This window comes from Kitasatospora sp. NPDC088346 (genome assembly GCF_044740765.1).
Lineage (GTDB): Bacteria > Actinomycetota > Actinomycetes > Streptomycetales > Streptomycetaceae > Kitasatospora.
Genome location: NZ_JBIURH010000009.1, coordinates 235,536 through 257,199, shown reverse-complemented (window position 1 = coordinate 257,199; position 21,664 = coordinate 235,536). Strand labels below are relative to the sequence as shown.

Genomic DNA, 21,664 nt, shown 5'->3' with positions numbered 1-21,664 from the left:
CCAGCCCGCCCGACCTCCGCGCCGAGACCACCCGCCTCGCCCTCGTCGCCGAAGCGTTCACCGACTCGCCTCTCGTCGCCGACATCCGACGCCGCGTGCGGAAGGAGATGGTCGTCGGTGCCACCGGCTGACCGGGACTGACACCAGCCTGAAGCTGCTGGTGGTCCACCCCAAGGCGCTCGGCCATCGGCTGCATCGACCTGCGCTTGCCGTCCGGCATCAGCCCGCGCAGGTACAGCTCGCCCTTGGCGCGCTGGTCTCGCCGTGACAGCGAGCCCAGCATCTCCGCTGCGAACGCCTTCAAGCGCGGGCGGACCGTCTCCATCTCCTCAGGTGTCACGACTGAATGAGGATCACAATCCTTCTGACAAGGGAGAATTGGGGTACCTGACAAAGCCTCTGCTGGGACGCTGAATTTACGCGGAACGTAGGATCTGGGGTTCACGGCAGTACGCCCGGCCTCGGCCGCGCCTGCGGCTTTCCCCTCCCCGAAAGGTGGCCATGCCCCACACCTCCGCCCCGTCCGCCCGCCCGGCCCGCGCCGCCCTGCGGCGCCTGCGCCGCCTGGCCCGGACCGCCACGGTGACCGCCGTCGCCACCCTCGCCCTGGTCGTGGCCCCGCTGGCCGCACCGCACGCCGCCCTGGCCGAGGGGACGGACAATCGCGACGCCTTCCAGAACCTCGGTTCGGCCGACCAGCAGGACTGGATGGGCAAGGTGGGGGCGACCACGCCGCTGACGGCGATGTCCATTCCCGGCACCCACGAGACGCTGGCCGTGCACGGGGGTTCCAGCGCCCAGACGCAGCAGAACTTCGGCGACAGCGCGGCGACGCTGTCCGCGCAGTTGGACCGCGGAATCCGCGCGGTCGACATCCGGCTCCGCATCATCAACGACAAGTTCGTGATCCACCACGGCCCCTTCTACCAGAACGCCAACTTCGACGACGTCCTGACCAAGGCGAAGGCCTTCCTCTCGGCCCACAAGGGCGAGACCCTCCTGATGCGCCTGCGGGCCGAGTGCGACGGCTCCACCTTCAGCTGCACGGACGACCACCCGACGGCAAGCCACACGGCCCTCTTCGACGCCTACGCGAAGCAGTACCCGGGGCTGTTCTACAACAACGGCAAGCGCAGCGACCCGCCGACGCTGGGCCAGGCCCGCGGCAAGATCGTGCTGTCCGTCTTCAACGCAGACAACGGCGGCTCCTACGGCCTCAACGGCTTCGAGGACCACACCGAGGACACCTGGGCCGCCACCGACGCCCCGGCCAAGTGGAGCCTGGTCAGCAAGAACCTCGCCGCGGCCGGCTCGGCCCCCGCCAACCAGACCTTCGTGACCTACACCACCGCGTCCCGGGCACCGTTCAACCTCGTCCCCTCCGAGTACGCGGGCGGCTACAGCGTCCTGCGCGGCAAGGACCTGGTCTGGGTCGACGGCGTCAACGTGCGGCTGATGAAATACCTCAACAACGACACCGCCAACCGCCGGCTGGGCATCGTCATGATGGACTACCCCGGCTGGGCGCTGGTGCACGACATCATCGCCCGCAACGCCTACTACGACGCCAGGGGCACCAGCCCGGCGATCTGGCTGGTCAAGTCCGACAAGACCTACGTCGACAGCAAGTACGGCCGGTGCATGACCCGCGGGCCCCAGTTCGACAGCTCCGGGCAGGGCGGTGTGGTCCAGCAGCGGGCCTGCAAGAGCAACCCGCCCAGCAGCCAGCAGTGGCAGGCCGCCTATCCGTCCACCTTCGACAGCCTGGGCTACTACTGGATCAAGGCCGCCAACGGCCAGTGCCTGACCGTCCCGTGGAACAACGGGACTCCCCCGTCGGCCGGGATGGAGCTGTTCTGGTGGCCCTGCGAGACCCGCTGGATCTCCGACAACCAGATGTGGAACATCATGCCCACCAATCTCGCCAACCAGTCGGCCCTCCGGTTCATCAACAAGTGGACGAACCTGTGCCTGATGGTGGACCCGGCGACCGCCTCGCAGTCGGGCGGCAAGGTCGTCCTGGGCACCTGCCCGGCCTGACCGGACCACCCCGCCACCTGGCCCGACGTACACCCCGTCGGGCCAGGCCCGGCCGTTCAGCCGTACACGGACACTGTTGCCCGCCCTTTCGAGCGAGGGCCGGCCACGAACCGGGATTCGAGCTCGGCGTCGGACGACGCGGCTGCACGCCGGGGCGGCTGCGGTTCAGGGGACGGGACGGCTGCCCGGTACGCACGCCGTCGACTTCCGCGACCACGACCTCCGGATGCCCCGTCCGCTGACGGTCCGTCATGTCGTCGGCCCCGTCCAGTGACAACCACGGTGGCTCGGCGCGTGAGACGTTCGGCCGAGCTGTCGGGATGGCTGTCCCGCGGGACGCCAAGCTCGGCATCGCCGCACCGAAGGCTGTCGAGGCGCTGTCTGCGGCCCTGGCCACAGCGCTGTTCACCAGCGTCCTCCTCCCGATGCCCTGGGACGGCAGACCCCTGCCGAGCTAATCGCCGCCGCTCTGACAGCATGACACCGGCAACGTTGCGATGATCATGCGAATACACCCATGCGAGGGGATCGGAGAGGGATGCACGGTACTGGAGCGGAGATCGACGGCGCGCGCGGAGTGTTCGCAGTGGACTCGACTGCCCAGGGCGCCGCACCGCGGGGACTCGACGTTTTCCGGCGCGGGTGGGAGACACAGGTCGGCGACGATGTCTTTCAACTGCCGGCCTTCAGCACGGATACGATCGGTGACTTCCGGGTCAAGGGCAACGTGGCCAAGGTGCACGGCGCGGCGATCGCCGATCTTCACGCCGCGTCGGCTACCCGAACCGCGGACGTCCCGGGCGGCGATCAGGATCTGGTTGCCATGTACGTCGTGCGGCGCGGCGCATGGACTCTGGGCGGCCCGCCCGGTCACGGCGACCGGACCGTGTCGGCTGGGCAGTTCCTCGTTCGGCACCTCGGGCGTCTGACGGCCTTCGAGACGACGGCGCACCTCACGGCGAAGTTCCTCGTCCTGCCCGCCGGTGAGCTCAAACCTCTGCTCGGGACCCGGGTCGTCACCGGGTCGGCGGACTCGGCCGAGATGCGCTTGCTGACGGCCCTCGCGGACATGATTCACACAACCGTGGCCGACCTCGGCCCGGCCGGTGTGGCAGCTGCCGAAGGCACCCTGGTCGAGCTGGCCAAGGCGGTGGCGAAGGCCCGGTTCGACGACGTGGAACCCCGGTTGGCTCCCGCGCTCACCCAGGCGGCCAAGGACCTCGCGGACCGTCGGCTCGCTGACCCCGACCTTTCTCCGGCCATGCTTGCACGTGAACTCAACGTCTCCGTCCGTACGCTGCACCGGGCATTCGCCGCGGTGGGTGAGCAGGTGACCACCTACATCCGCCATCGGCGACTGCACGAGGCCCGGCTCGCCCTTGTCGCGCCGTCAGGGCGCCTGAGTGTTTCGGAAATCGCCGCACACTGGCAGTTCGCGGACGGCAGTCACTTCACCCGAGCTTTCAAGAAGCACTACGGTCAGACTCCCACCGAGTACGCCCGCTCGACCGGAGCGGCCTCGCTCTCGCCGAAACGGCACCTGCCGGGCCACGGGCTGGCCGAGAGCGCGTGACCGGAGGTGTGGCCGCAGTTCAGCGGAGGTCGCCGACTCGTTCCGAAGCAAGGAAGTGCGGGGCTGTCGGGGGCCTGGGCGTCGGCTGGAGGCTCGACGACCTGCGTCACACGTGACCCGCGAACAACGAGGTCACCACTACGTCAGCCAGTTCGGACTGCGGCCGGGCCGGAAGGATCCTCCGGCGCTTCACGGTGGCGACGGCGCGTTCGACGGGGTGGTGGAGCCGGCGTGGGATCGGTTCGGCGATCCTTGACTCCGAGCTCCTTGTGGCGGGGCACCGCGAACGTGCCACCGGCGCCGGTGTACGCCAGGCTGGCGGGGGAGCGCGGATGCGGAGCCGGGCGCGGTCCAGTACGGCAGGAAGGGTGACCAACGAGGCTCCCCGGCTGGTTGTTTGAGATGTGAGACATCTCGTTCAACCGTCCGGGGAGCCTCGTCCGCTCTGCCCTCATCCCGCCTGCCCGACCGTCACCCGATCGGTGGCCAATCCGAAAGCGCTCGGTCAGCGGGCGATCGAGAGCGCGAAGGGCGAGAATCCGCTGGAGCGGATCACGTGCGGCACGAACAGGATCGCGGCCTCGGTGGCGCGGGCGGTCCGGATGCCGCCGAGGTCGGTGATCCAGTCCTTGTCCCAGCCGAGGTCGGTGAGGAGTTCGCGGACGGTCTGCTTGGCCTGCGGGTCGTCGCCGGAGAGGAACGCGGTGGGCGGCTGGGTGAGCGTGGCCGGGGCGGTCATCACCGGGAAGAGCATGGTGTTGAGGGTCTTGACGACGTGCGTTTCGGGAAGCGCGTCCTGGAGTTGCTCGGCGAGGCTCGAACCGGGGTAGATGAGGTCGCCGGGCAGGCCGTCCGGTCCGTCGACGGTGGCGTTGGAGACGTCGATCAGGATCGTGCCGCGCAGTTCCTCGCGCAGGGCGGCGAGCCGCTCCAGCGAGCCGGCGCCCGGGGTGGCGTTGATGACGACCTCGGCGGTGCGGGCGGCCGCCGCGGCGGCGCCCGGCTCGCGGTCCACGACGGTCACCTCGTGGCCGGCGCGGGTGAGGGCGGCGGCGAGGTTGCCGCCGACGCGGCCGTTTCCGAGTACGGCGATGCTGGTCATGATGGTGTGGTCCTTCTCGTTGGTGCGGGTCTGTGGTGTGCGGTCAGCGGGTGAGGGTGGCGACGGCCTGGGCGTGGATGCCGGGCGCGGCGGCCAGGAAGCTTCCGCTCTGCGGGGTCCAGGGGCGGCCCCCGGCGTCGGAGATCGTCCCGCCGGCCTCGGTGACGAGCAGCGCGCCGGGCAGCAGGTCCGCGCGGGCGCCGGCGAACTGCCAGAAGGCGTCGATCCGGCCGGCGGCCACGTTCACCAGGTGCAGGGTCGCGGGCACCGCGACACGCACCACGAGCGCGTCGAAGAGCATCGCGGTGATCGAGGCGCCGACGCGCCGGACGACCTGCTCGTCCTCGTCCGGTCGGGCCTGGCTGGTCGCCACGATGCCCAGGCCGAGGTCGGCGGTGGAGGAGACGTGCAGCGGCCGGCCGTCGAGGTGGGCGCCCCCGCCGGTGCGCGCGGTGTAGGTCTCGCCGGTCAACGGCAGGTGGACCACCGTCAGCACCGGCCGGTTGTCGCGCACCAGGGTCGCGGTCACCGCCCACTCCGGCAGGGCGTGCAGGTGGTTGACGTTGCCCTCGGCCGGGTCCACGACCCACCACTCACCGGCCGGCAGCGCCCCGCCGTCCAGCTCGTCCTCCACCCACCGGGCCTGCGGCCGCAGTTCGGTGAGGGCGGGGCGCAGGATGGCCAGGGCCGCGTTGTCGTTGACGGCGAGCGCAGCCATCAGCTCCTCGCGGCTCCCGTAGCGGACCACCTCGCCGAAGCGCTCCCGCAGCGCAGCGCCGGCCGCGCGCACGGCGTCCGCGGTCCGGTCGAGCAGATCGGCGTCGGAGAGGGCGGCGTCGGTGGTCTGAAGCATTTCGGACATGGCGGTACTCCTGTGCGAGAAGGGGTGGTTGGGGCCGGTCGGGCCGCGCTGTGCAGTGCGCCTGCGCTCTGGTGTCGAAGGTATCCAGCCCCGGCATTACCTTCAAGTGCATGTCAAGCACGGCTGGGATGACTCCCATGCAACTGAATATGAACCTGCTCGACGCGCTGCCGGGGGAGGGGAGTGTGGCCGGGGCGGCCGCGCGCCTGCATGTCAACGCCCCGGCGATGAGCCGGAGTCTGGGCCGCAGTCGCAGCACGACCGGGGGATGAAGGGCGTTGTATGAAGCGCCGTGGGCGCGGAAGATGGCTCAGTCGAGCAGTTCGGCAGCCCGTTCGGCGATGGCGTAGACGGTCGCGTTGGTGTTGGCCGAGGGGATGGACGGCATGACCGAGGCATCGGCGACCCGCAGTCCGGCGATCCCATGGACGCGAAGGTTCGCAGGGTCGACGACCGCATCGGCGTCGGTTCCCATCCGGCAGGTGCCGGTGAAGTGGAAGTAGGGGCCGGTAGCCCTGCGGATGAACTCTTCCACGGATTCTCCGCTCGTCCCGGCACCCGGCACCGCTTCCCGCTTGCGCCAGTCGGCGAACGCGTCGGCCTCCCCGATGCGACGTGCCACTGCCAGGCCCCTGCGCATGACCTCCAGGTCACGGTCGTCGCTCAGGTAGCCGGGGTCGACGACGGGAGCGCTGGCGGGATCGGCGTCCGCCAGGCGCACGGTGCCGCTGCTGTGCGGAGCCATTGCCGAGAACGCGATGGAGTAGCCGTTGGCCGGCGGCCGGCCCCATGCCGACGGGAGCGGTGCGGCGACGATGTAGACCTGAAGGTCCGGCCGGGCCGCGGCGGGGCCGCTGTGCAACAGGCCCATCACTTCGGCCGGTGGGTTGGCAGGAACGAACGGTACGGGCTGGCTGGCCTCGTACACCACACCCGCCATCGGATGGTCCTGCAGATGGGATCCCACCCCCGGCAGGTCGGCGACGACGTCGATGCCGTGTTCGCCGAGGTGTCGGGCCGGGCCGATCCCCGACAGCATCAGGAGGTGCGCGGAACCGATGGCCCCCGCGGTCAGTATGACCTCGGCGCTCTCGACGGACAGGTGCTCGCCACCCACGGTGTACTCGACGCCGGTGCAGCGGCCCGCGGTGATGCGCAGACCCTGCGCGGTCGCGTCCGTGACGACGTCCAGGTTCGGCCGGTCGAGGAACGGACGGATGTAGGCGTCGGCCGCGCTCTGGCGGGCGCCGCCGGGCAGATTCATGTCACTCCACCCGAACCCGGTTTCCAGGCCGCCGCCGATGTCATCGGCGCGTGTGAACCCGGCCTGCACCGCGGCGTCGACGCCAGCCGTGGCCAGGGGATGGGGTTCCGGAACCGGGGCGACCACGACCGGCCCGTCCGTGCCCCGCACGGAGGCATCACGACTGCGAGTCCTCTCGCTGCGGCGGAAATAGGGCAGAAGATCGTCGAAACCCCAGCCCGGAGCACCGAGTCCGGGCCATTCGTCGTAACCGGAGCGGTGCCCCCGCAGGTGGTAGAGGCCGTTGACACTCGACGATCCGCCGAGCGCCTTACCCCGCAACACGTCAGCGGCCCTGCCCGTACCGGCCTGCACGGTCGAGGCGCCCAGCCAGAGGGACGACGGGTCGAACCCCAGGAACCCCCACGGAGATGCCATCGCCTCGGTCGCGTCCCGGGCTCCAGCCTCCAGCAACAGCACCCGCACGCCGGGGCGCTCCGAAAGCCGGGAGGCAATCACGCACCCCGCTGTCCCCGCTCCCACAACGACATAGTCATAGGGACTCTGGCCCATCATGTCTCCGCTTCCCACGGCAGCGCTGTCCGGCCACCGGGTTTCAGTAAAAGAAGGCTCATCGACGATCAAAGAGCTGATTGCTTGCATGTATCAAAGGGGCCGAGAAGTCGGGATGGTTCTCTTCAGTCGGCACTGTGCCTGGCTCGGCCGCCTCCGAGCTCGGCACGCGCAGAAGACGTGGAACCCGCGCCCGGTCCGGCCGATGCCGACGCCCCGTTGGGGACGCCCATGTCGGCGCCGGTATCTGCGATGACGGCCATACGGCTGGACTTCTCTTGTTTCACGAGTTCTTGTCCTTGGTGTGTACCCGTCCAGGAGCAGCCGGGTTTCCCTTCTGCCATCGAATCCTAGGATTACCGACACGGCACGTACCTGAACCTCCGCGACATTCCTTCGGAACCTCAGCGCCATACGCGTGACGAGACAGTCGGCATCACACGGCATCGGGTCAGGCTGCTCGTACACGCCGACCGACTTCCTGCCCTGCCACAGGTGGCGCCCCCTCCCCAGGGTTGAAGCGCCCAATCACGCGAGGCTCTCGCCGGCCGCGCCCCGGCGGACCTGCTCGGCCTGGCGTTGTCGCGTCGGTCCTGGCTTCCAGGGCCTTCGCCTCGGGCCGCCGACCGCCGCCGCCTCGTCGCCGAGTTGGCGGAGCCCGGCACGGTCGGCTTCGGCGTCCACTTCGCCGATGTGGTGTTCGGACACGTCGAGCAGCATGGAGACGGCCCAGCCTGGAGGCCCCTGGACGCGTCCGGACCTGGAGCGGTCGGCCGAGGAGAGCAGTGCGGTGACTACGGCGGGGATGCGATGCCAGGGTGTTCGACGGCCTGAGGGGTTCCACCAGCGCTTCGGTCCGGTCCACGTCGACTTCGAGGCGCAGCGGCGTCCGCGGGCGGGGGCGGCTTCCACGGCAGGCCGAGCGGCTGGGGGTTCTGTCCCCCGTGAGAGCTACGTACGGGTGTCCTCGGTGAGGTGACGATTCCTTATCACCGTTTCCCTAACGTTCAGTTCAGCCGCGGCGCCTCGGTCGCGGACCGGACAGGGAACCGGAAACGGAACCGAAGAAAGAGTCGTCATGAAACTGGTGTGGCAGATCCTGGCCGTGGTCCTGGCCTGTGCGGTCGGCGGTCAAGGCGCCACCGCGGTCCAGGACAACCCGTGGCTCTCGCTCCTCTGGGGCAGCCTGACGGTCGCGCTCTCGGTGCTCGTCTACCGATGGGTCGTGGGGCGCACCGAGCGGCGCCCGGTCACGGAGCTGGCCCGCGAGGGAGCGTCCGAGGCGCTCCTGCGGGGCCTGGTGGTCGGGGGCGTGATGTTCGGATCCGTCATTGCGATCATCTACTTCCTCGGGGACTACACGGTCCACGGCTTCGGCTCGCCGACCGGGGCGATCGGGCTGGTCGGCTTCATGGCGGGCGCCGCCGTCACGGAGGAACTGATGTTCCGCGGCCTGCTCTTCCGGCTCGTGGAGCGCGGCCTCGGAACGTACATCGCGCTGGCCCTGTCCGGCACCGTGTTCGGTGCGTCCCACCTGCTCAACAAGGACGCCACCGCGCTGGGCGGCGTCGCCATCGCCATCGAGGCCGGCGGCATGCTCGCCGCCGCGTACGCCGCCACCCGCTCCCTGTGGCTGCCGATCGGCCTGCACTTCGGCTGGAACTTCGCGGAGTCCGGCATCTTCGGCACCGAGGTCTCGGGCAACGGCGCCACGCACGGACTGCTGGACGCCTCGACGTCGGGAGCCAAGCTGATCACCGGCGGCGAGTTCGGCCCGGAGGCCAGCGTGTACGCGACGCTGTTCGGCGCGCTGCTCACGGTCGTCTTCCTGTGGCTGGCCCGTCGGCGCGGCCACATCGTCCCCCGCCGGCGTGCCAGGCGCGTCGACGCCCTCGCTACACTCGCCCGGTGATGAGCCTTCAGGGGGCCGGTCAGGTGTGGCGCCGGCTCGACGTCACCCTCCGCGACCTCCCTCTCGGGACACTGTTCCTGGTCGCGTCGTTCCTGCCGGGACTGCGCGGCCACGGGACGCAGGTCGGGGACCTGCCGACCCGCCCCTTCGACGCCCTGGCCGTCGCGGCCCTCGCGCTCGAATGCCTCTCCCTCGTGCTGCGGCGGCGGTGGCCGGTCATCTGTCTCGGGCTGGTGGCGTGCGGCTTTGCCCTCGACCAGTTGTGCGGCTACCACTCGGCTGCCGGGACCACCCTGCTCGTCGCGCTGATCAGTGCCGGCTTCCATCTGGAACGGCGCCGGCGCACCACCGTGGTCCTTCTGTCCGTGGCGTACGTGCCGCTGGCGATCGCGCTTGCCCGGCTCGGTTCGGGCGGCGAGACGGCGACGGAGTTCGTGACGTTCTACCTGACGCTCGCCCTGGCCTGGGGAGCCGGGGCGTGGCTGCGTTTCACACGGGCCGCGGAGGCGGCACGCCGCGAGCGTGTGGCCGCCGCGACCCGTACTGCCGAACGCATCCGCATCGCCCGCGAGTTGCACGACGTGGTGACCCACCACGTGACCGCGATGGTCGTCCAGGCCGAAGCCGCCCGCTACCTGACCGCCGCACCCGAGCGGCTGGAGCAGTCCCTGACCGCTGTCAGCGACACCGGCCGCAGTGCCCTCACCGACCTGCGTCACCTGCTGGACCTGCTCAACCCTGGTCACGAAAGCGGCCACGAAAGCGGCCACGACACCGACCACGGCGTCGGCCCGGCGGAGGCCACGCAGGTCAGGACACCGGCAGTCGGCAGGGTCCACACGCTCGTCGAGCAGACCCGCCGGGCCGGACAGCCCGTGGACCTCACCGAGCAGGGCACACCGCCGACATCGACCGGCAGCGCCGACCTCGTTGCCTATCGGGTGGTGCAGGAAGCACTGACCAACGCCCTCAAGTACGCTCACGGCAGCCGCACTTCCGTGCAGGTCCAGCGCGGCGAGAGGGAGATCACCGTGGAGGTCAGCACGGACGGAACCGGCTCACGGGCCACCGCCGTCGTCGCCGGCAGCGGACGGGGCCTGGCGGGCCTGCGCGAGCGCGTCGATGTTCTGGGCGGCGACTTCAGCGCCGGCTGCGGCCCGGACGGCGGCTTCACCGTCCGGGCACGCATCCCCGCGGACGGCACCTCGTGAGCGCACCGATCCGGGTCCTGGTCTGCGACGACCAGATGCTGGTCCGCACCGGCCTGGTCACCATCATCGGTGCCCAGCCCGACATGGAGGTGGCGGGCGAGTGCGCAGACGGACGGACCGGGGTCGACCTCGCCCGCAAGGTGCGACCCGACGTCGTTGTGATGGACATCCGCATGCCAGTCCTCGACGGCCTCGAAGCCACCCGCCTGCTGGCCGGCGTCGGAGTGCCCCACCCCGTCAAAGTCCTCGTGGTGACCACGTTCAACCTGGACGAGTACGTCTACGAGGCACTGCGCGTCGGCGCCTGCGGATTCCTCCTCAAGGACGCCCCTGCGGACCGACTGCTCCACGGCATCCGGACCGTCGCCACCGGCGCGGCCCTCCTCGACCCCGACGTGACACGCCGCCTCGTCGGGCGATACGCCGCCCGCATCCGCCCCGCCGAGAAGACCCACCGGGACATCCCGCTCACTCCTCGCGAAATGGAAGTTCTCCGCCTCATCGCCGACGGCCTCTCCAACAGCGAGATCGCCGCAACCCTCGTCATCAGCCATGAGACCGTCAAGACCTTCGTCTCCCGCATCCTCACCAAACTTCAACTCCGTGACCGGGTCCAGGCGGTCATCTATGCCTACCGCCACGGCCTGGTCACCTGACCGGGCATTGCGTCCTCGGTCCGGAGGCGCGGGTTCCGCTGCGCGAGGGCCGGAACGGTCTGGGACTTCATGTCACTGCTCAAGTGCCCGCGGCGGCAGCTGACCCGCGTGGAGCTGCCGTGGGCGCCATCCGGTCCGACCGCGAGGGCTACATCAGCCACTTCGAGCTCTACGTGGACGGGATGGCCCGGTCCGGCGCGGACACGGCGGTGGCCGAGGCCTTCCTCGGCCTCCTCGGCCGCGGCACCGCAGCGACCGGAGCCGCCAAAGCGGCCGAGCTTCCGACCGCGGCGGCCGGGTTCGTCGTGGCCAGGCTGGCCGGGCGTGACTGTCCAGCGGCGGTCCGCACAGCCCCCTCGCGGAACTCCACGTCGAACTTCCGCCTCTTCTCCGCCATGACTCCCAACTACCCCTTCAGTCACGGCCTCTATGCCACGAGGGGAAGATCGGAGTCGGCTCCTGGGTAGAATGACAGTCTGTTCGACGCGCTGAGGGGTTCCATCAAAGGTTCGGCCTCGTCCACGTCGACTTCGAGACGCAGCGGCGCACCCCGAAGGCCTCCTACGCCTGGTACCGCGACCTGATCGGCGCCCATCGGGCGCGACACCCGAGGTAGGAGCGGCTTCGGCGCGCATGTGGCGCGGCGCCGTCCAGAGTAGGCGGTGGCTCGGCGGTGTCAGGCCGGCCGGCCGGCCGAGGGGGTGGTGCGGTCGGTGCTCCAGCGGATCGCGGCCGCGCCCGCGTAGTCGCCCGCGTGGGCGAAGCCGCCCAGCACCACCAGGTCGCCGTCCTTGACCCGTCCCGAACGAAGGGCGTGGTCGAGGGTGATGGGGATCGCCGCGCCGAACAGGTTTCCGCAGCTGTCGAACGTGTCGGGGTGGCGGTGCGGCGGCAGTCGGAGATCCTTGCGCCAGTTGCGCAGGAAGGTCCGGTTGGGCTGGTTGGTGACCAGCAGGTCGATCTCGTCGGTGGCGACCCCGAGCCGTCGGCACAGGTCGGTGACCACCTCCGGCACCAGTCGGTTGCCGCGATCGAGGACCTCGGCGGTGCTGGTCTCGGTGAAACCGATCCGCAGCTGGGATTCGCCGGGCTCCCAGTACTTGCGCCCGTCGTCGAGGACGGCCTTCATGTCGCCACCGTGGGAGACGATGTGACGGGCGACCAGGTCGAGCACCGGAGAGCGTTCCGAGGTGGTCACGTACCCCACCCCGCAGCCGTCCCCGGGGATCGCGGCCTGGGCGAGCCGGCGTACCTCGGACTGGGTGAACAGCTGGCCGGCGGCGCTCTGGGCGGTGCAGATCAGCGCCGTCCTGGCGTCGGTGGTGGTGAGGATCTGCCGGGCCAGTTCGAGCATGTGGACGAACGAGGCGCAGCCGGCGTTGGCCACGTCGATCAGCCACCGCGGCTTGAGCCCCAGCCGGCGTGCCACCTCGGTCCCGGCTCCCACGAACGGCGTGTCCGGCAGCTGGCTGTGCATCAGCAGGACGTCCACGGAACGGATCTCGTCCGGCCCGTGCCGCTCGATCAGGGGTGCGACCGCGCGTTCGACCATGTCCACGTTGCTCTCGTCCGCGGCCACGTGGTGTCGCAGCGGGGGGATCCTGAACATGGGACTGTCGCGGAGTGCGTCGTCCGCGCCGGGGTACTCGGTGTAGAACTCGGCGGGGACCGGTTCGCCGGGCAGGTAGCCGGCGACGTCGGTGAGGCTGACCGTGGTCACCGCACCACCGCCGTGGTGGGGGAGGAGCAGACCGGCAGGCCGTTGCGGTGACGGTGTTCCAGGATCGCCTTGAGGTTCCCCATCTCCAGCGTGTGGCCCGCGTAGAACAGGTCCCAGTAGTCGCCCACCCACGGCCGGTCCGCCCGAGGGGCCAGTCCGGGATGGGGGTTCGCGTCGTAGTACGGGTGCCGGCAGTTGGTCCAGGTGATCACGGAGCCGGGCCTGCCGAGCACCGACCGGGCCGGCAGGACGCGCATCAGGTACACCATCCAGAGCTCGTCACCCTGGTCCCAGGAGCAGTGGAAGTCCACCGTCCCGGCTTCGGCGTTGGCCTCCACCCGGCAGAAGATCCGGGTCTGCTCCGCAAGGCGGTCGTCCCCGACCCACAGCCCGGGGGTTGCGGTGGGTTCGAAGTTCCGCAGGCTGAACGTCCACTCCTCCAGGTGGTGGCCCTGCCTCAGGTACGCGTAGGTCTGCGCCGGCGGGCAGTCGACGTACTCCTGGATCGTGCAGTACGTCCCGTAGACCTCACCGTGCGGGTAGGCGGGCCGGGTCAGCTCCGCGCAGCGGGCCGTCAGTTGCTCCGGGCCGGTGTTCTCGACCCTGGTCAGGCCGGGAATGTCAGCCAACACGGACTGGTCCGCGCTCATGGGCGGTCTCCTCGTTCTCGGCCGGCTGCCGGCCGGCGATGTCCAGGAAGGGAAGGAACGGCGGTGTCTCGGCGGGGTCGAGGTCCAGCGTGACGAAGGCCGGCCCGCTGCCCGCGTTGCTCCGGCGCAGCGCCTGGCGCAGCTGTGCGCCGTCCTCGGCCCGGGTCACGTCCAGGCCGGGGAACATGCCCGCCACGCCTGCGGCGATGTCCGCCGGGCGAAACAGGTTGGCGGGGTTCGCGGCCCCGAGGAACAGTTGCTCACGCGTGGCGCACATGGCGTGCGCGTTGTTGTTGAAGATCACGAATGTGACGGGAGCGGAGTGTTCCACCGCGGTGTGGACCTCCATGCCGTGCATGAAGAAGGCACCGTCACCGGCGATCACGTACGTGCGCCGCCCGGTGGCCAGGGCCGCGCCGATGCCGGCGCCGAAGGTGTAGCCCATGCCGCCCATGCCGACGGCCACCACGAAGCGTCCGTGGCGCGGAGCCGGGAGCAGGTGGATTGCGCTCGCCCCGGCGTTGCCGGCGTCCACGAAGACATGGGCGTCCGGTGGCAAGGCGGCCTCGACCGAGGCCACCGCGGCGGCGTAACCGGTGTCCGGGGTGTGCGGCGTCGGCAAGGGGGACGGGCCGGGGTGGTCGGGCGGCGGACGCGTACCGTCAGTGAGGCGGGCGGCCAGCACGCGCAGGGTGTCCCGCAGGTCGCCGCGGAGGGAGATCCCGGGCACGAACGGCGGCTCGGGATCGATGCAGATCACCGATGTCCCCGCCAGTTCCCGCTCCAGGCCGCCGCGGGCCAGGGCCGGCAGCCGGGTGCCCACCAGCAGGCAGGCATCGGCCCGGAACAGGCACTGCGCCACGTTCGCATGACCCATCACCCCGGCCACCCCGGCGAACCGGGCCTCGCGGTTGTCGAACACGTCCTTGGCGTCCGGGGTGACGGCCACCCACGCACCGAGCCGCCGCGCCACGTCGGCCAGCTCGCCCCGCGCGTCGGCCGAGGCCACGCCCTCACCGGCGATGATCAGCACGCGCTGCGCACCGCGAAGGACGTCCACCACGCAGTCCGGGACGAGGGGTTCGGTACGGACCGGCGGTGCGGCCGGCCGTGGCTCCCGGAGCGCGACCCGCGCCTGTTGCACGTCCTTGGGCAGGAGCAGCACGGCAGGACCCTGGGGATCGGTCCGGGCCGCCGTGACCGCCCGGGCCAGCAACTCCGGGATCGAGCCCGGATCGTCGACCCGGGCGCAGAACCGGCTCACGGGGGAGAACAGCTCACGGGCGTCGAGGGAGCCCGCCTTGCCGCTGGAGTCCTGGAACGCCCCGAACCCCTCCTGTCCGGTGGGCGGCTGCCCCACCAGGGCCAGCACCGGCACGCGCGAGGCGTACGCCTCCGCGAGCCCCGGCACCAGGTTCACCGCTCCACCGCCCGACGTCACGGCGACGACGCCGAGCCGCCCGGTGACCCGGGCGTGCCCGTCCGCCATGGTGGCGGCGGAGAACTCGTGCTTGGCCACGACGGTGCGGATCACGTCGCCGGTGTCGCGCACGGCGTCGTAGAAGTCCTCGATGTTCGCGCCGCCCACACCGAACACGTGCCTGACGCCGGACCGGGCCAGCTCCCTCACCAGGTAGTCGACGAGCCGGACCTCGGCAGTCATACGGTGCTCCTGTCGGACGGGGCGGCCCGGACGATGTGACCGGCCGGCGAGACGGTCTGGAAGCGTTGGCGGTACTCGTTCGGGGTCAGTTCGAGCGTCCGGCCGAAGGACCGGAAGAACGTCTCGGGGGCCGGGAACCCGCAGCGCCGGGCGATCTGGGCCACCGGCAGATCGGTGGTCTCCAACAGCTTGCGGGCCCGGGCGATGCGCATCTGTTCGATGTACTGGGCCGGGGGCGTCCCCACCTCGCGCCGGAACACCCGGGCGAAGTTCCGCAGGCTCATGTTGGCGCGATCGGCGATCTCGGCCACGGGCAGCGGCAGTTCGAGGTGGTCGAGGATCCACTCCTGCGCGGTGCGAATGGGGGCGCGATCGGCGAGTTGCGCGTCCAGAACCGCGCTGAACTGCGACTGCCCGCCGTTGCGCTTGAAGAACAGGACCAGGAACCGTGCCACCTCCAGCGCGAACGCCGCACCGTGGTCGGCCTCCACCAGGGACAGGGCCATGTCTATGCCGGTCGACACCCCGGCCGAGGTGACGAACCGGCCGTCCCAGACGAAGATCGGCTCACGCTCCACCGTCACGTCCGGGTACCGCTGGGCCATCTCCTCGCAGAAGGCCCAGTGCGTGGTGGCGCGCCGCCCCGTGAGCAGACCGGCCTCGGCGAGCAGGAAGGCCCCGCCGCACACGGAGGCGACCCGGCGCGACCGGGCCGCCGCCCGGCCGACCCAGGCGACCAACCCGCCGTCCTCCAAAGCCTCTTTGAGACCCCATCCGCCCGGGACGAGGAGGGTGTCGATCGGGCCGCCTCCCACGTCGAGCGGCTCCGCCGCGATCGCCATGCCCGAGCACGTCCGCACGAGCGGTGCGTCGGAGGAGACGAACTGGGTCCGATAGCGGACACCCGTCCCGGGGAGCATGCGGTTCGCGGTGTCGAACACCTCGATCGGACCGGCTATGTCCAGTGCCTGTGCACCGGAGTAGACCACCACCACAACACGTCGCTGATGCACGGTCACAGCCTGTATCCGGCGCGACGTGGCGGCAATGACGGTCTACTGACGAATTCGGCCATGAGCTGCGGCCGGGACCTCCCGGAGCGCCGCCGGCCAGCCCTGATCACGGAGGGTGACCGCCGGTGTGAAACGGGTCACATCGGAGGTGTCACCGGATGCCGGGCGTGGCGCCCTCGGCGGTTGCCCGGGTCGCCGTTCCAGTGGCCGGGTCGACCGGCGGGACTCACTCGGGGCGGTAGCCGGTGAGCAGCAGGGCGATGTCGTCGGAGCGGTGCGGGGAGCGCAGGGCCTTGCGCAGGAGTCGGTCGGCGAGCTCGTCGAGGTCCTCGGCGCGGGCGTGGGCCAGTGAGGCCCGCAGGTCGTCGATGCCCACGTCGATGTCGGTGCCGCGTTCCTCGACGAGGCCGTCGGTGTAGAGGGCGAGGATCGAGCCGCGGGGGAGTTCCAGCCGGGTCTCCGGGTAGGTGCTGGTGCCGTCGATGCCGAGGAGCGGCCCGCCTTCCAGCTCCAGCACGTCGGTGCGGCCGTCGGGCCGGCGCAGCAGCGGCGGGCAGTGCCCGGCGCGGACGGCGTGGGCGCGGTCGGCGCTCGCGTCGATGCGGATGTAGCAGCAGCTGGCGAGCAGCCCGGGGTCGAGGTCGGTCATGAGCCGGTTGGTGCCGGCCAGGACGGCGCTGGGCGAGTGGCCTGCCGTGGCGAAGGCCCGTACGGCGCTGCGTAGTTGGCCCATGGTGCCGGCTGCCGCGACGCTGTGCCCCTCGACGTCCCCGATGACGAGGGCCACGCCGGTGCCGGTGGGGATCACGTCGTACCAGTCGCCGCCGATGTGCATGCCGCTGGTGCCGGGCAGGTACCGGCCGGTGGTGCGGATACCGGGCAGGTCGGGCAGGCGGTGGGGCAGGAGTGCGTTCTGCAGCCCGTGGGCGAGGGCGGACTTCTCGTCGTAGAGACGGGCGCGTTCGAGGGCCTGGGCGATCAGACCGCCGAGCGCGGTCAGGAGGCCGCGGTCCTTGGTGGTGAAGTGGTGGATCTCGTCGAACCCGAGGATGCAGGTCCCGACGGGACGGTTGGAGGCGACCAGCGGGAGGTACGCCCAGGCTCCGAGGCCTTCGGCGGGATGGGCCCGGCGGCCGTCGGCGAGGTCCTGCGGGGACTCGACGAACAGCGGTACGCCGGAGGTCAGGGTCTCCGTTCCGGGCAGGGGCGTGTCGAGGGGTTTGCCTTCGAGCCAGTGCAGGAAGCGGTCGTGGTAGCCGGTGTGGAACAGCAGGTGCAGACGGCCCTCGTCGATCAGGTAGATGGCCAGATGCTGTCCGCCGAAGGCCGGCATGAGCTGGTCCGAGACGACGTTGCACACCTCGTCCGTGGTGACCGCCTCGGTCAGCGCGCTGCTGAGTTGCAGCACGCGGTAGATGGCGCCCAGACGTGCGGGGGCCGCCTGGGCCTGGGTCCCCTGGGCCGCCTGGACCGTCGGCCGGCCCGGTGCGGGATGCGCGGTGTCCGACCCGGGCGATGCGGTGGTCGGCTCCGGGGGGTCCACCGGTGGTCCGGACGGCGCCACCCTGCCGGTCACACCGCTGGCGTCGGGGTGGAGGGAGAAGGCGAGCCACCGGTCCGGCGGGCGGTGGGCCAGGAAGGTACCGGGCTGTTGCGAGACCATCGCGGCCCGGTACCGGTCCTCGTAGGTGGGATCGGACAGCCAGGGCAGGACATCCCACAGGCGGCGGCCGAGCAGTTTCCGGACGGGCACTCCGAGCAGCGGCTCCAGACCGGGATTGGCGTAGGTGACCCGCCCGTCCGGGGCGAGGGAGAAGAGTCCGTCCCGGAGCCGTTCCACCGCGGTGAGCGCTGCGGCTCCGGCTCCGGTGTCCAGCACACAGCCGACCAGGTGACGGCGCACCTCCTCACCGGGTGCCTCCGGTACGCGGCCGCACAGCTCGACGGTGCGGTACCCGTCGGCGGCACGGATGCGCAGCCGACGGGCGAGCACCCTGCCGTCCGTGGCGGCCGCGCGGGCCGTGGCCCGGAGCGAGGCCCGGTCGCCCGGGTGGAGCCGGGAGGCCAGTGTGTCGGCCCGCCCGTCGAAGCCGCCGGGTGTCAGACCGAAGATCGCGCACAGTTCCTCGTCGGCGACCACGGTCCCGGTGTCGAGCTGCCAGTCGAAGAGGCCGACCCGCACGGCCGGTGCGGTCGGAGCCGGGACCTCGATGGGGACCGTCGAGGCGTCGTATCCGGGCGTACCCCCGCGGTCCCGGAGCGCGGCGAGGGCGCTGCCGAGCCGGCCGGCGATGGCCCGTAGGTGACGGAGCTGGGCCCTGGAGAGTCCCGCGTGCCCGGGCGGGGCCGCCCACACCACCGCCAGCGCCCCGAGCCTCTCCTGCCCGGCCCTGACCGGCACCGAGGCGGAGCCGAACGCGTACGGCAGGGCCACCGCGAGCTGCGGATAGCGTCGCATCGTCTCGCCGGCGTCGGCCAGGTGGACCGTCCGGCCCGACCGGTAGGCCGCCGCCACCGGGATGGGGCTGTTGACCGGGATGAGCCGCCAGCCACCGAGCAGTGAAGGCGATGACCCGCAGGTGGCGGCCAGGACGATCGATCGGCTGTCCCGGGAGCGGAGGAAGACGCTTCCGGCGTGGGCGCCGGTCTCCCTGACGGCCTTGACGACGGCCGCCACCAGGGCGTCCTCGCCTTCCGCCGTCACCCTGTCGGCCTCCCGGGCCTCGGCCGCCGGCCCGGGAGGCCGAGGCCCGGGACGGCCCGCACCCGTCGCGGCGCCCGCGTCCGGGTGGGCCGCCGCGTCGGTCGTGACCTGCGGTGCCGACCGCTCCGCCGGATCGCGCACACCCATGTGTCCCGATGTACGTCCGGCCGGCCGCGCTGTCAAGCGGCGGCCCGGATTTCGTCGTTCCTCGGGCGCCCGGCCGGGAAGTGCGAGGGTGAAAATTTTCACGGGGAATGCGGGTGCCGACCCGGACGGGGCATGCGGCCATTCCAATCAACCTGCCCGCAAGGCGTGTTGACGACTGTTGGCCTCCGGGTGGTGGCCGCCGGGGACGCTTCTGCGAAGTCGGGGGGTGAAATTCCACCGGTGGCGGGCCCGGGTCTGCTACTGTCGTCGTAGTTGCAGTAGTGGTTCCCATGAACTTTGTGTGCGCCTGCTGATGTTCCGCAGGCGCATTTTTGTTTCCCGGATCTTCCCGGGTGGGTGCTCATCGCGGCGACTCGGAGCCCGCACCGTGCGTGTTTCGGACAGCCCCTTGAAGGAGATTTTTTTATGGCTAATGGCACTGTGAAGTGGTTCAACGCGGAAAAGGGCTTCGGCTTCATCGAGCAGGAGGGTGGCGGCCCCGACGTCTTCGCCCACTACTCGAACATCAACGCCAACGGCTTCCGTGAGCTGCTCGAGGGCCAGAAGGTCGAGTTCGACGTCACGCAGGGCCAGAAGGGCCCGCAGGCCGAGAACATTCGTCCGCTGTAGTTTTTCTGCCACGGCACCCGCCTAGCAGCGAGGGGCCCGCACCGCGTAGATGATGCCCGGTGCGGGCCCCTCGGCATTGCTCGACGACGCACATCCCCGGCCGTTCAGGCCCCCTGGCTCCGCCACCGGCGGCCATCCCCACGCGAGACGCTCGGCGCCGCGTCCGGATCGGCGCCCTGCCGTGACACCCACGGTTCGAGGTTCTTCGCTCCCGCCCCGCGGTGAGCGCGGACCTGAGGTGACGTGCCGCACGGTTTCACCGTCCACGCCCCGCTCTCCACTCTTTCGGCCCGCTCCCCAGCGACCTCCTGCCGGCGCCCCGCGCTGCGGAGCTGCCTCGCGACGTGCCGCCCCCGGGAAGGTTTCGCATGAACCGCTCCAGTCACTCCCCGTACCGGAACGCCAACTCCCGCTCCTCGTCTCCCTCCCGCTCCGGCGGCGCCCAGGGATCCCGCTCCGGCGGCAGCTCCTTCTACGGCGACCGGCCCGTCGGTGGCCGGGGCGCCCGTCGGAGTTCCGCTCCGCAGGGCGAGTTCGCGTTGCCGGTGAGCACCACCCCGGCGCTCCCGCCCGTCGAAGCGTTCGACGAACTGGACATGCCCACGGCTCTGCTGTCGGTGCTGACCGGCCAGGGCGTCACGTCGCCGTTCCCGATCCAGGCCGCGACGCTCCCGAACTCGCTGGCCGGCCGTGACGTCCTCGGCCGCGGCCGCACCGGTTCGGGCAAGACGATCGCGTTCGGCCTCGCTGTGCTGGCCCGCACCGCCGGCCGGCGCGCCGAGCCGCGCCGGCCGCTGGCTCTCGTGCTGGTGCCCACCCGCGAGCTCGCGCAGCAGGTCACCGACGCCCTCACCCCGTTCGCCCACGCGGTTCGGCTGCGGATGGCGACCGTGGTGGGCGGGATGTCGATCGGCCGCCAGGCGCAGGCACTGAACCGCGGGGCGGAGATCGTGGTCGCCACCCCCGGCCGGCTCAAGGACCTGATCCAGCGGGGCGACTGCCAGCTGGACGGGGTCGGCATCACGGTGCTCGACGAGGCCGACCAGATGGCCGACATGGGCTTCCTGCCGCAGGTCACCGAACTCCTCGACCAGGTCGCCGAAGGCTGCCAGACGATGCTGTTCTCCGCCACCCTGGACCGCAACGTCGACCGCCTGGTGCGCCGTTTCCTCAAGGACCCGGTCACCCACTCGGTCGACCCGTCCGCCGGGGCGGTCAGCACCATGGAGCACCACGTTCTCCACGTGCAGAACCACGACAAGAACGCCACGATCGCCCACATCGCCTCGCGCGAAGGCGGCGTGATCATGTTCATCGACACCAAGCACGGCGCCGACCGCCTGGTCGAGGACCTGCTCGCCAACGGCGTGAAGGCCGCGGCCCTGCACGGGGGCAAGTCCCAGCCGCAGCGCACCCGCACCCTGGAGCAGTTCCGGACCGGCCGTGTCACCGCGCTCGTCGCGACCAACGTCGCCGCCCGCGGGATCCACGTCGACGGGCTCGACCTGGTCGTCAACCTGGACCCGCCGGGCGACCACAAGGACTACCTGCACCGGGGCGGGCGCACCGCCCGGGCCGGCGAGTCCGGCACCGTCGTCACCCTCGTCCTGCCGAACCAGCGCCGCGAGATGGCCCGCATGATGACCACCGCCCGGATCACCCCCGTCACCACCCCGGTCAGCGCCGGCGACGAGGACCTGGCCCGCATCACCGGCGCCCGCGTGCCCACCGGCATCCCCACCGTGATCGCCGACCCCGTCGTCGAGCGCCCCCGCCGCAGCCCGTCCGGGAGTCGGGGCCGTCGCAGCCGCCCCACCTCTGCCGGCGGTGACACCCGCGTGGGCGCCGGCCGCGACGGCCAGGGTCCCTCCGGCCGCCGCCGGGCGCCCAGGCGCGGCGCCCTCGCCGTCTAGCACCCGCCGGGCCCCGGTGGGCGGCCCGGCCGCCGACCCCGCCCCCGGGGGC

The 21,664-nt window shown here is 71.2% G+C and carries 17 protein-coding genes and 4 pseudogenes; 12 read left to right on the top strand and 9 right to left on the bottom strand.

The window, feature by feature from the left end:
* Positions 1-325, bottom strand: a 325-nt coding sequence (locus ACIOFR_RS15775; protein WP_400996959.1) for a transposase, incomplete at its 3' end; no start/stop codon positions are given.
* Positions 326-501: 176 nt separating this feature from the next.
* Between ACIOFR_RS15775 and ACIOFR_RS15770 the strand changes: the two genes are divergently transcribed.
* The 3 genes from ACIOFR_RS15770 to ACIOFR_RS15760 all read left to right on the top strand — a co-directional run bounded on the left by ACIOFR_RS15770 (position 502) and on the right by ACIOFR_RS15760 (position 3,613).
* A complete protein-coding gene (locus ACIOFR_RS15770) occupies positions 502-2,040 on the top strand; it encodes a phosphatidylinositol-specific phospholipase C domain-containing protein (RefSeq protein WP_400996957.1) in 1,539 nt (512 codons plus the stop codon).
* 320 nt (positions 2,041-2,360) lie between these two features.
* Entirely contained in the window at positions 2,361-2,498 is a 138-nt protein-coding gene (locus tag ACIOFR_RS15765) for a hypothetical protein (RefSeq protein ID WP_400996955.1), read from the top strand.
* Between the two features lie 128 nt (positions 2,499-2,626).
* Entirely contained in the window at positions 2,627-3,613 is a 987-nt protein-coding gene (locus tag ACIOFR_RS15760; protein ID WP_400996953.1) for a helix-turn-helix domain-containing protein, read from the top strand.
* Positions 3,614-4,118: 505 nt separating this feature from the next.
* Here the strand turns inward: ACIOFR_RS15760 and ACIOFR_RS15755 are convergent.
* Together ACIOFR_RS15755 and ACIOFR_RS15750 are read right to left on the bottom strand one after the other, a co-directional pair.
* A complete protein-coding gene (locus ACIOFR_RS15755) occupies positions 4,119-4,715 on the bottom strand; it encodes an NADPH-dependent F420 reductase (protein ID WP_400996951.1) in 597 nt (198 codons plus the stop codon).
* Between the two features lie 43 nt (positions 4,716-4,758).
* On the bottom strand, positions 4,759-5,577 hold the full coding sequence (locus ACIOFR_RS15750; RefSeq protein ID WP_400996949.1) for an inositol monophosphatase family protein: 819 nt from the start codon (positions 5,575-5,577) through the stop codon (positions 4,759-4,761).
* A 137-nt stretch (positions 5,578-5,714) separates the two neighbouring features.
* Here ACIOFR_RS15750 and ACIOFR_RS15745 point away from each other — a divergent pair.
* Positions 5,715-5,843 (top strand): annotated as a pseudogene (locus ACIOFR_RS15745) (LysR family transcriptional regulator); the annotation flags it as partial.
* A gap of 44 nt (positions 5,844-5,887) precedes the next feature.
* Here ACIOFR_RS15745 and ACIOFR_RS15740 read toward each other — a convergent pair.
* On the bottom strand, positions 5,888-7,483 hold the full coding sequence (locus tag ACIOFR_RS15740) for a GMC family oxidoreductase (RefSeq protein WP_400996947.1): 1,596 nt from the start codon (positions 7,481-7,483) through the stop codon (positions 5,888-5,890).
* A gap of 528 nt (positions 7,484-8,011) precedes the next feature.
* On the opposite strand from ACIOFR_RS15740, the pseudogene ACIOFR_RS15735 reads away from it, so the two are divergent.
* The 6 genes and pseudogenes from ACIOFR_RS15735 to ACIOFR_RS15710 all read left to right on the top strand — a co-directional run.
* Positions 8,012-8,143, top strand: a pseudogene (locus ACIOFR_RS15735) (MBL fold metallo-hydrolase); the annotation flags it as partial.
* A 328-nt stretch (positions 8,144-8,471) separates the two neighbouring features.
* The gene (locus tag ACIOFR_RS15730; RefSeq protein ID WP_400996945.1) at positions 8,472-9,305 is read left to right on the top strand and encodes a lysostaphin resistance A-like protein; all 834 of its coding nucleotides are present in this window, start codon (positions 8,472-8,474) and stop codon (positions 9,303-9,305) included.
* Entirely contained in the window at positions 9,305-10,516 is a 1,212-nt protein-coding gene (locus tag ACIOFR_RS15725) for a sensor histidine kinase (RefSeq protein WP_400996970.1), read from the top strand. Before ACIOFR_RS15730 ends, ACIOFR_RS15725 begins: the two co-directional genes overlap by 1 nt.
* Positions 10,513-11,172 carry a response regulator gene (locus tag ACIOFR_RS15720; RefSeq protein ID WP_400996943.1) on the top strand — a complete coding sequence of 220 codons (660 nt, stop codon included), beginning with the start codon at positions 10,513-10,515 and terminating at the stop codon, positions 11,170-11,172. The genes ACIOFR_RS15725 and ACIOFR_RS15720 overlap by 4 nt, the downstream gene beginning before the upstream one ends.
* 69 nt (positions 11,173-11,241) lie before the next feature.
* Positions 11,242-11,639, top strand: a pseudogene (locus ACIOFR_RS15715) (DUF3050 domain-containing protein).
* 20 nt (positions 11,640-11,659) lie between these two features.
* A pseudogene (locus ACIOFR_RS15710) lies at positions 11,660-11,788 on the top strand (family 1 glycosylhydrolase); the annotation flags it as partial.
* Positions 11,789-11,848: 60 nt separating this feature from the next.
* On the opposite strand, the gene ACIOFR_RS15705 reads toward ACIOFR_RS15710, so the two are convergent.
* From ACIOFR_RS15705 to ACIOFR_RS15685, 5 genes are all read right to left on the bottom strand, one after another.
* The gene (locus ACIOFR_RS15705; protein ID WP_400996940.1) at positions 11,849-12,892 is read right to left on the bottom strand and encodes a ketoacyl-ACP synthase III family protein; all 1,044 of its coding nucleotides are present in this window, start codon (positions 12,890-12,892) and stop codon (positions 11,849-11,851) included.
* Positions 12,889-13,542 (bottom strand): SRPBCC family protein, encoded by a 654-nt coding sequence (locus ACIOFR_RS15700; protein WP_400996938.1) that lies wholly within the window; start codon positions 13,540-13,542, stop codon positions 12,889-12,891. The genes ACIOFR_RS15705 and ACIOFR_RS15700 overlap by 4 nt, the downstream gene beginning before the upstream one ends.
* Positions 13,514-15,205 (bottom strand): thiamine pyrophosphate-binding protein, encoded by a 1,692-nt coding sequence (locus tag ACIOFR_RS15695; protein ID WP_400996935.1) that lies wholly within the window; start codon positions 15,203-15,205, stop codon positions 13,514-13,516. The genes ACIOFR_RS15700 and ACIOFR_RS15695 overlap by 29 nt, the downstream gene beginning before the upstream one ends.
* A complete protein-coding gene (locus ACIOFR_RS15690; RefSeq protein ID WP_400996932.1) occupies positions 15,202-16,218 on the bottom strand; it encodes a GlxA family transcriptional regulator in 1,017 nt (338 codons plus the stop codon). Before ACIOFR_RS15690 ends, ACIOFR_RS15695 begins: the two co-directional genes overlap by 4 nt.
* Before the next feature lie 226 nt (positions 16,219-16,444).
* Complete coding sequence (locus ACIOFR_RS15685) at positions 16,445-18,922, bottom strand: SpoIIE family protein phosphatase (RefSeq protein ID WP_400996929.1); 2,478 nt, start codon at positions 18,920-18,922, stop codon at positions 16,445-16,447.
* A 573-nt stretch (positions 18,923-19,495) separates the two neighbouring features.
* Here ACIOFR_RS15685 and ACIOFR_RS15680 point away from each other — a divergent pair.
* Positions 19,496-19,699, top strand: coding sequence for a cold-shock protein (locus tag ACIOFR_RS15680; protein ID WP_030918248.1), 204 nt, complete (start codon positions 19,496-19,498; stop codon positions 19,697-19,699).
* A gap of 368 nt (positions 19,700-20,067) precedes the next feature.
* Entirely contained in the window at positions 20,068-21,612 is a 1,545-nt protein-coding gene (locus tag ACIOFR_RS15675; protein WP_400996927.1) for a DEAD/DEAH box helicase, read from the top strand.
* Positions 21,613-21,664 lie beyond the last annotated feature (52 nt).

Coding starts and splice junctions, on each gene's coding strand:
- ACIOFR_RS15750 (WP_400996949.1), bottom strand. CDS start 5,577: ATGTCCGAAATGCTTCAGACCACCGACGCCGCCCTCTCCGACGCCGAT.
- ACIOFR_RS15770 (WP_400996957.1), top strand. CDS start 502: ATGCCCCACACCTCCGCCCCGTCCGCCCGCCCGGCCCGCGCCGCCCTG.
- ACIOFR_RS15765 (WP_400996955.1), top strand. CDS start 2,361: ATGGCTGTCCCGCGGGACGCCAAGCTCGGCATCGCCGCACCGAAGGCT.
- ACIOFR_RS15730 (WP_400996945.1), top strand. CDS start 8,472: ATGAAACTGGTGTGGCAGATCCTGGCCGTGGTCCTGGCCTGTGCGGTC.
- ACIOFR_RS15695 (WP_400996935.1), bottom strand. CDS start 15,205: ATGACTGCCGAGGTCCGGCTCGTCGACTACCTGGTGAGGGAGCTGGCC.
- ACIOFR_RS15740 (WP_400996947.1), bottom strand. CDS start 7,483: ATGCAAGCAATCAGCTCTTTGATCGTCGATGAGCCTTCTTTTACTGAA.
- ACIOFR_RS15680 (WP_030918248.1), top strand. CDS start 19,496: ATGGCTAATGGCACTGTGAAGTGGTTCAACGCGGAAAAGGGCTTCGGC.
- ACIOFR_RS15700 (WP_400996938.1), bottom strand. CDS start 13,542: ATGAGCGCGGACCAGTCCGTGTTGGCTGACATTCCCGGCCTGACCAGG.
- ACIOFR_RS15755 (WP_400996951.1), bottom strand. CDS start 4,715: ATGACCAGCATCGCCGTACTCGGAAACGGCCGCGTCGGCGGCAACCTC.
- ACIOFR_RS15725 (WP_400996970.1), top strand. CDS start 9,305: ATGAGCCTTCAGGGGGCCGGTCAGGTGTGGCGCCGGCTCGACGTCACC.
- ACIOFR_RS15675 (WP_400996927.1), top strand. CDS start 20,068: ATGAACCGCTCCAGTCACTCCCCGTACCGGAACGCCAACTCCCGCTCC.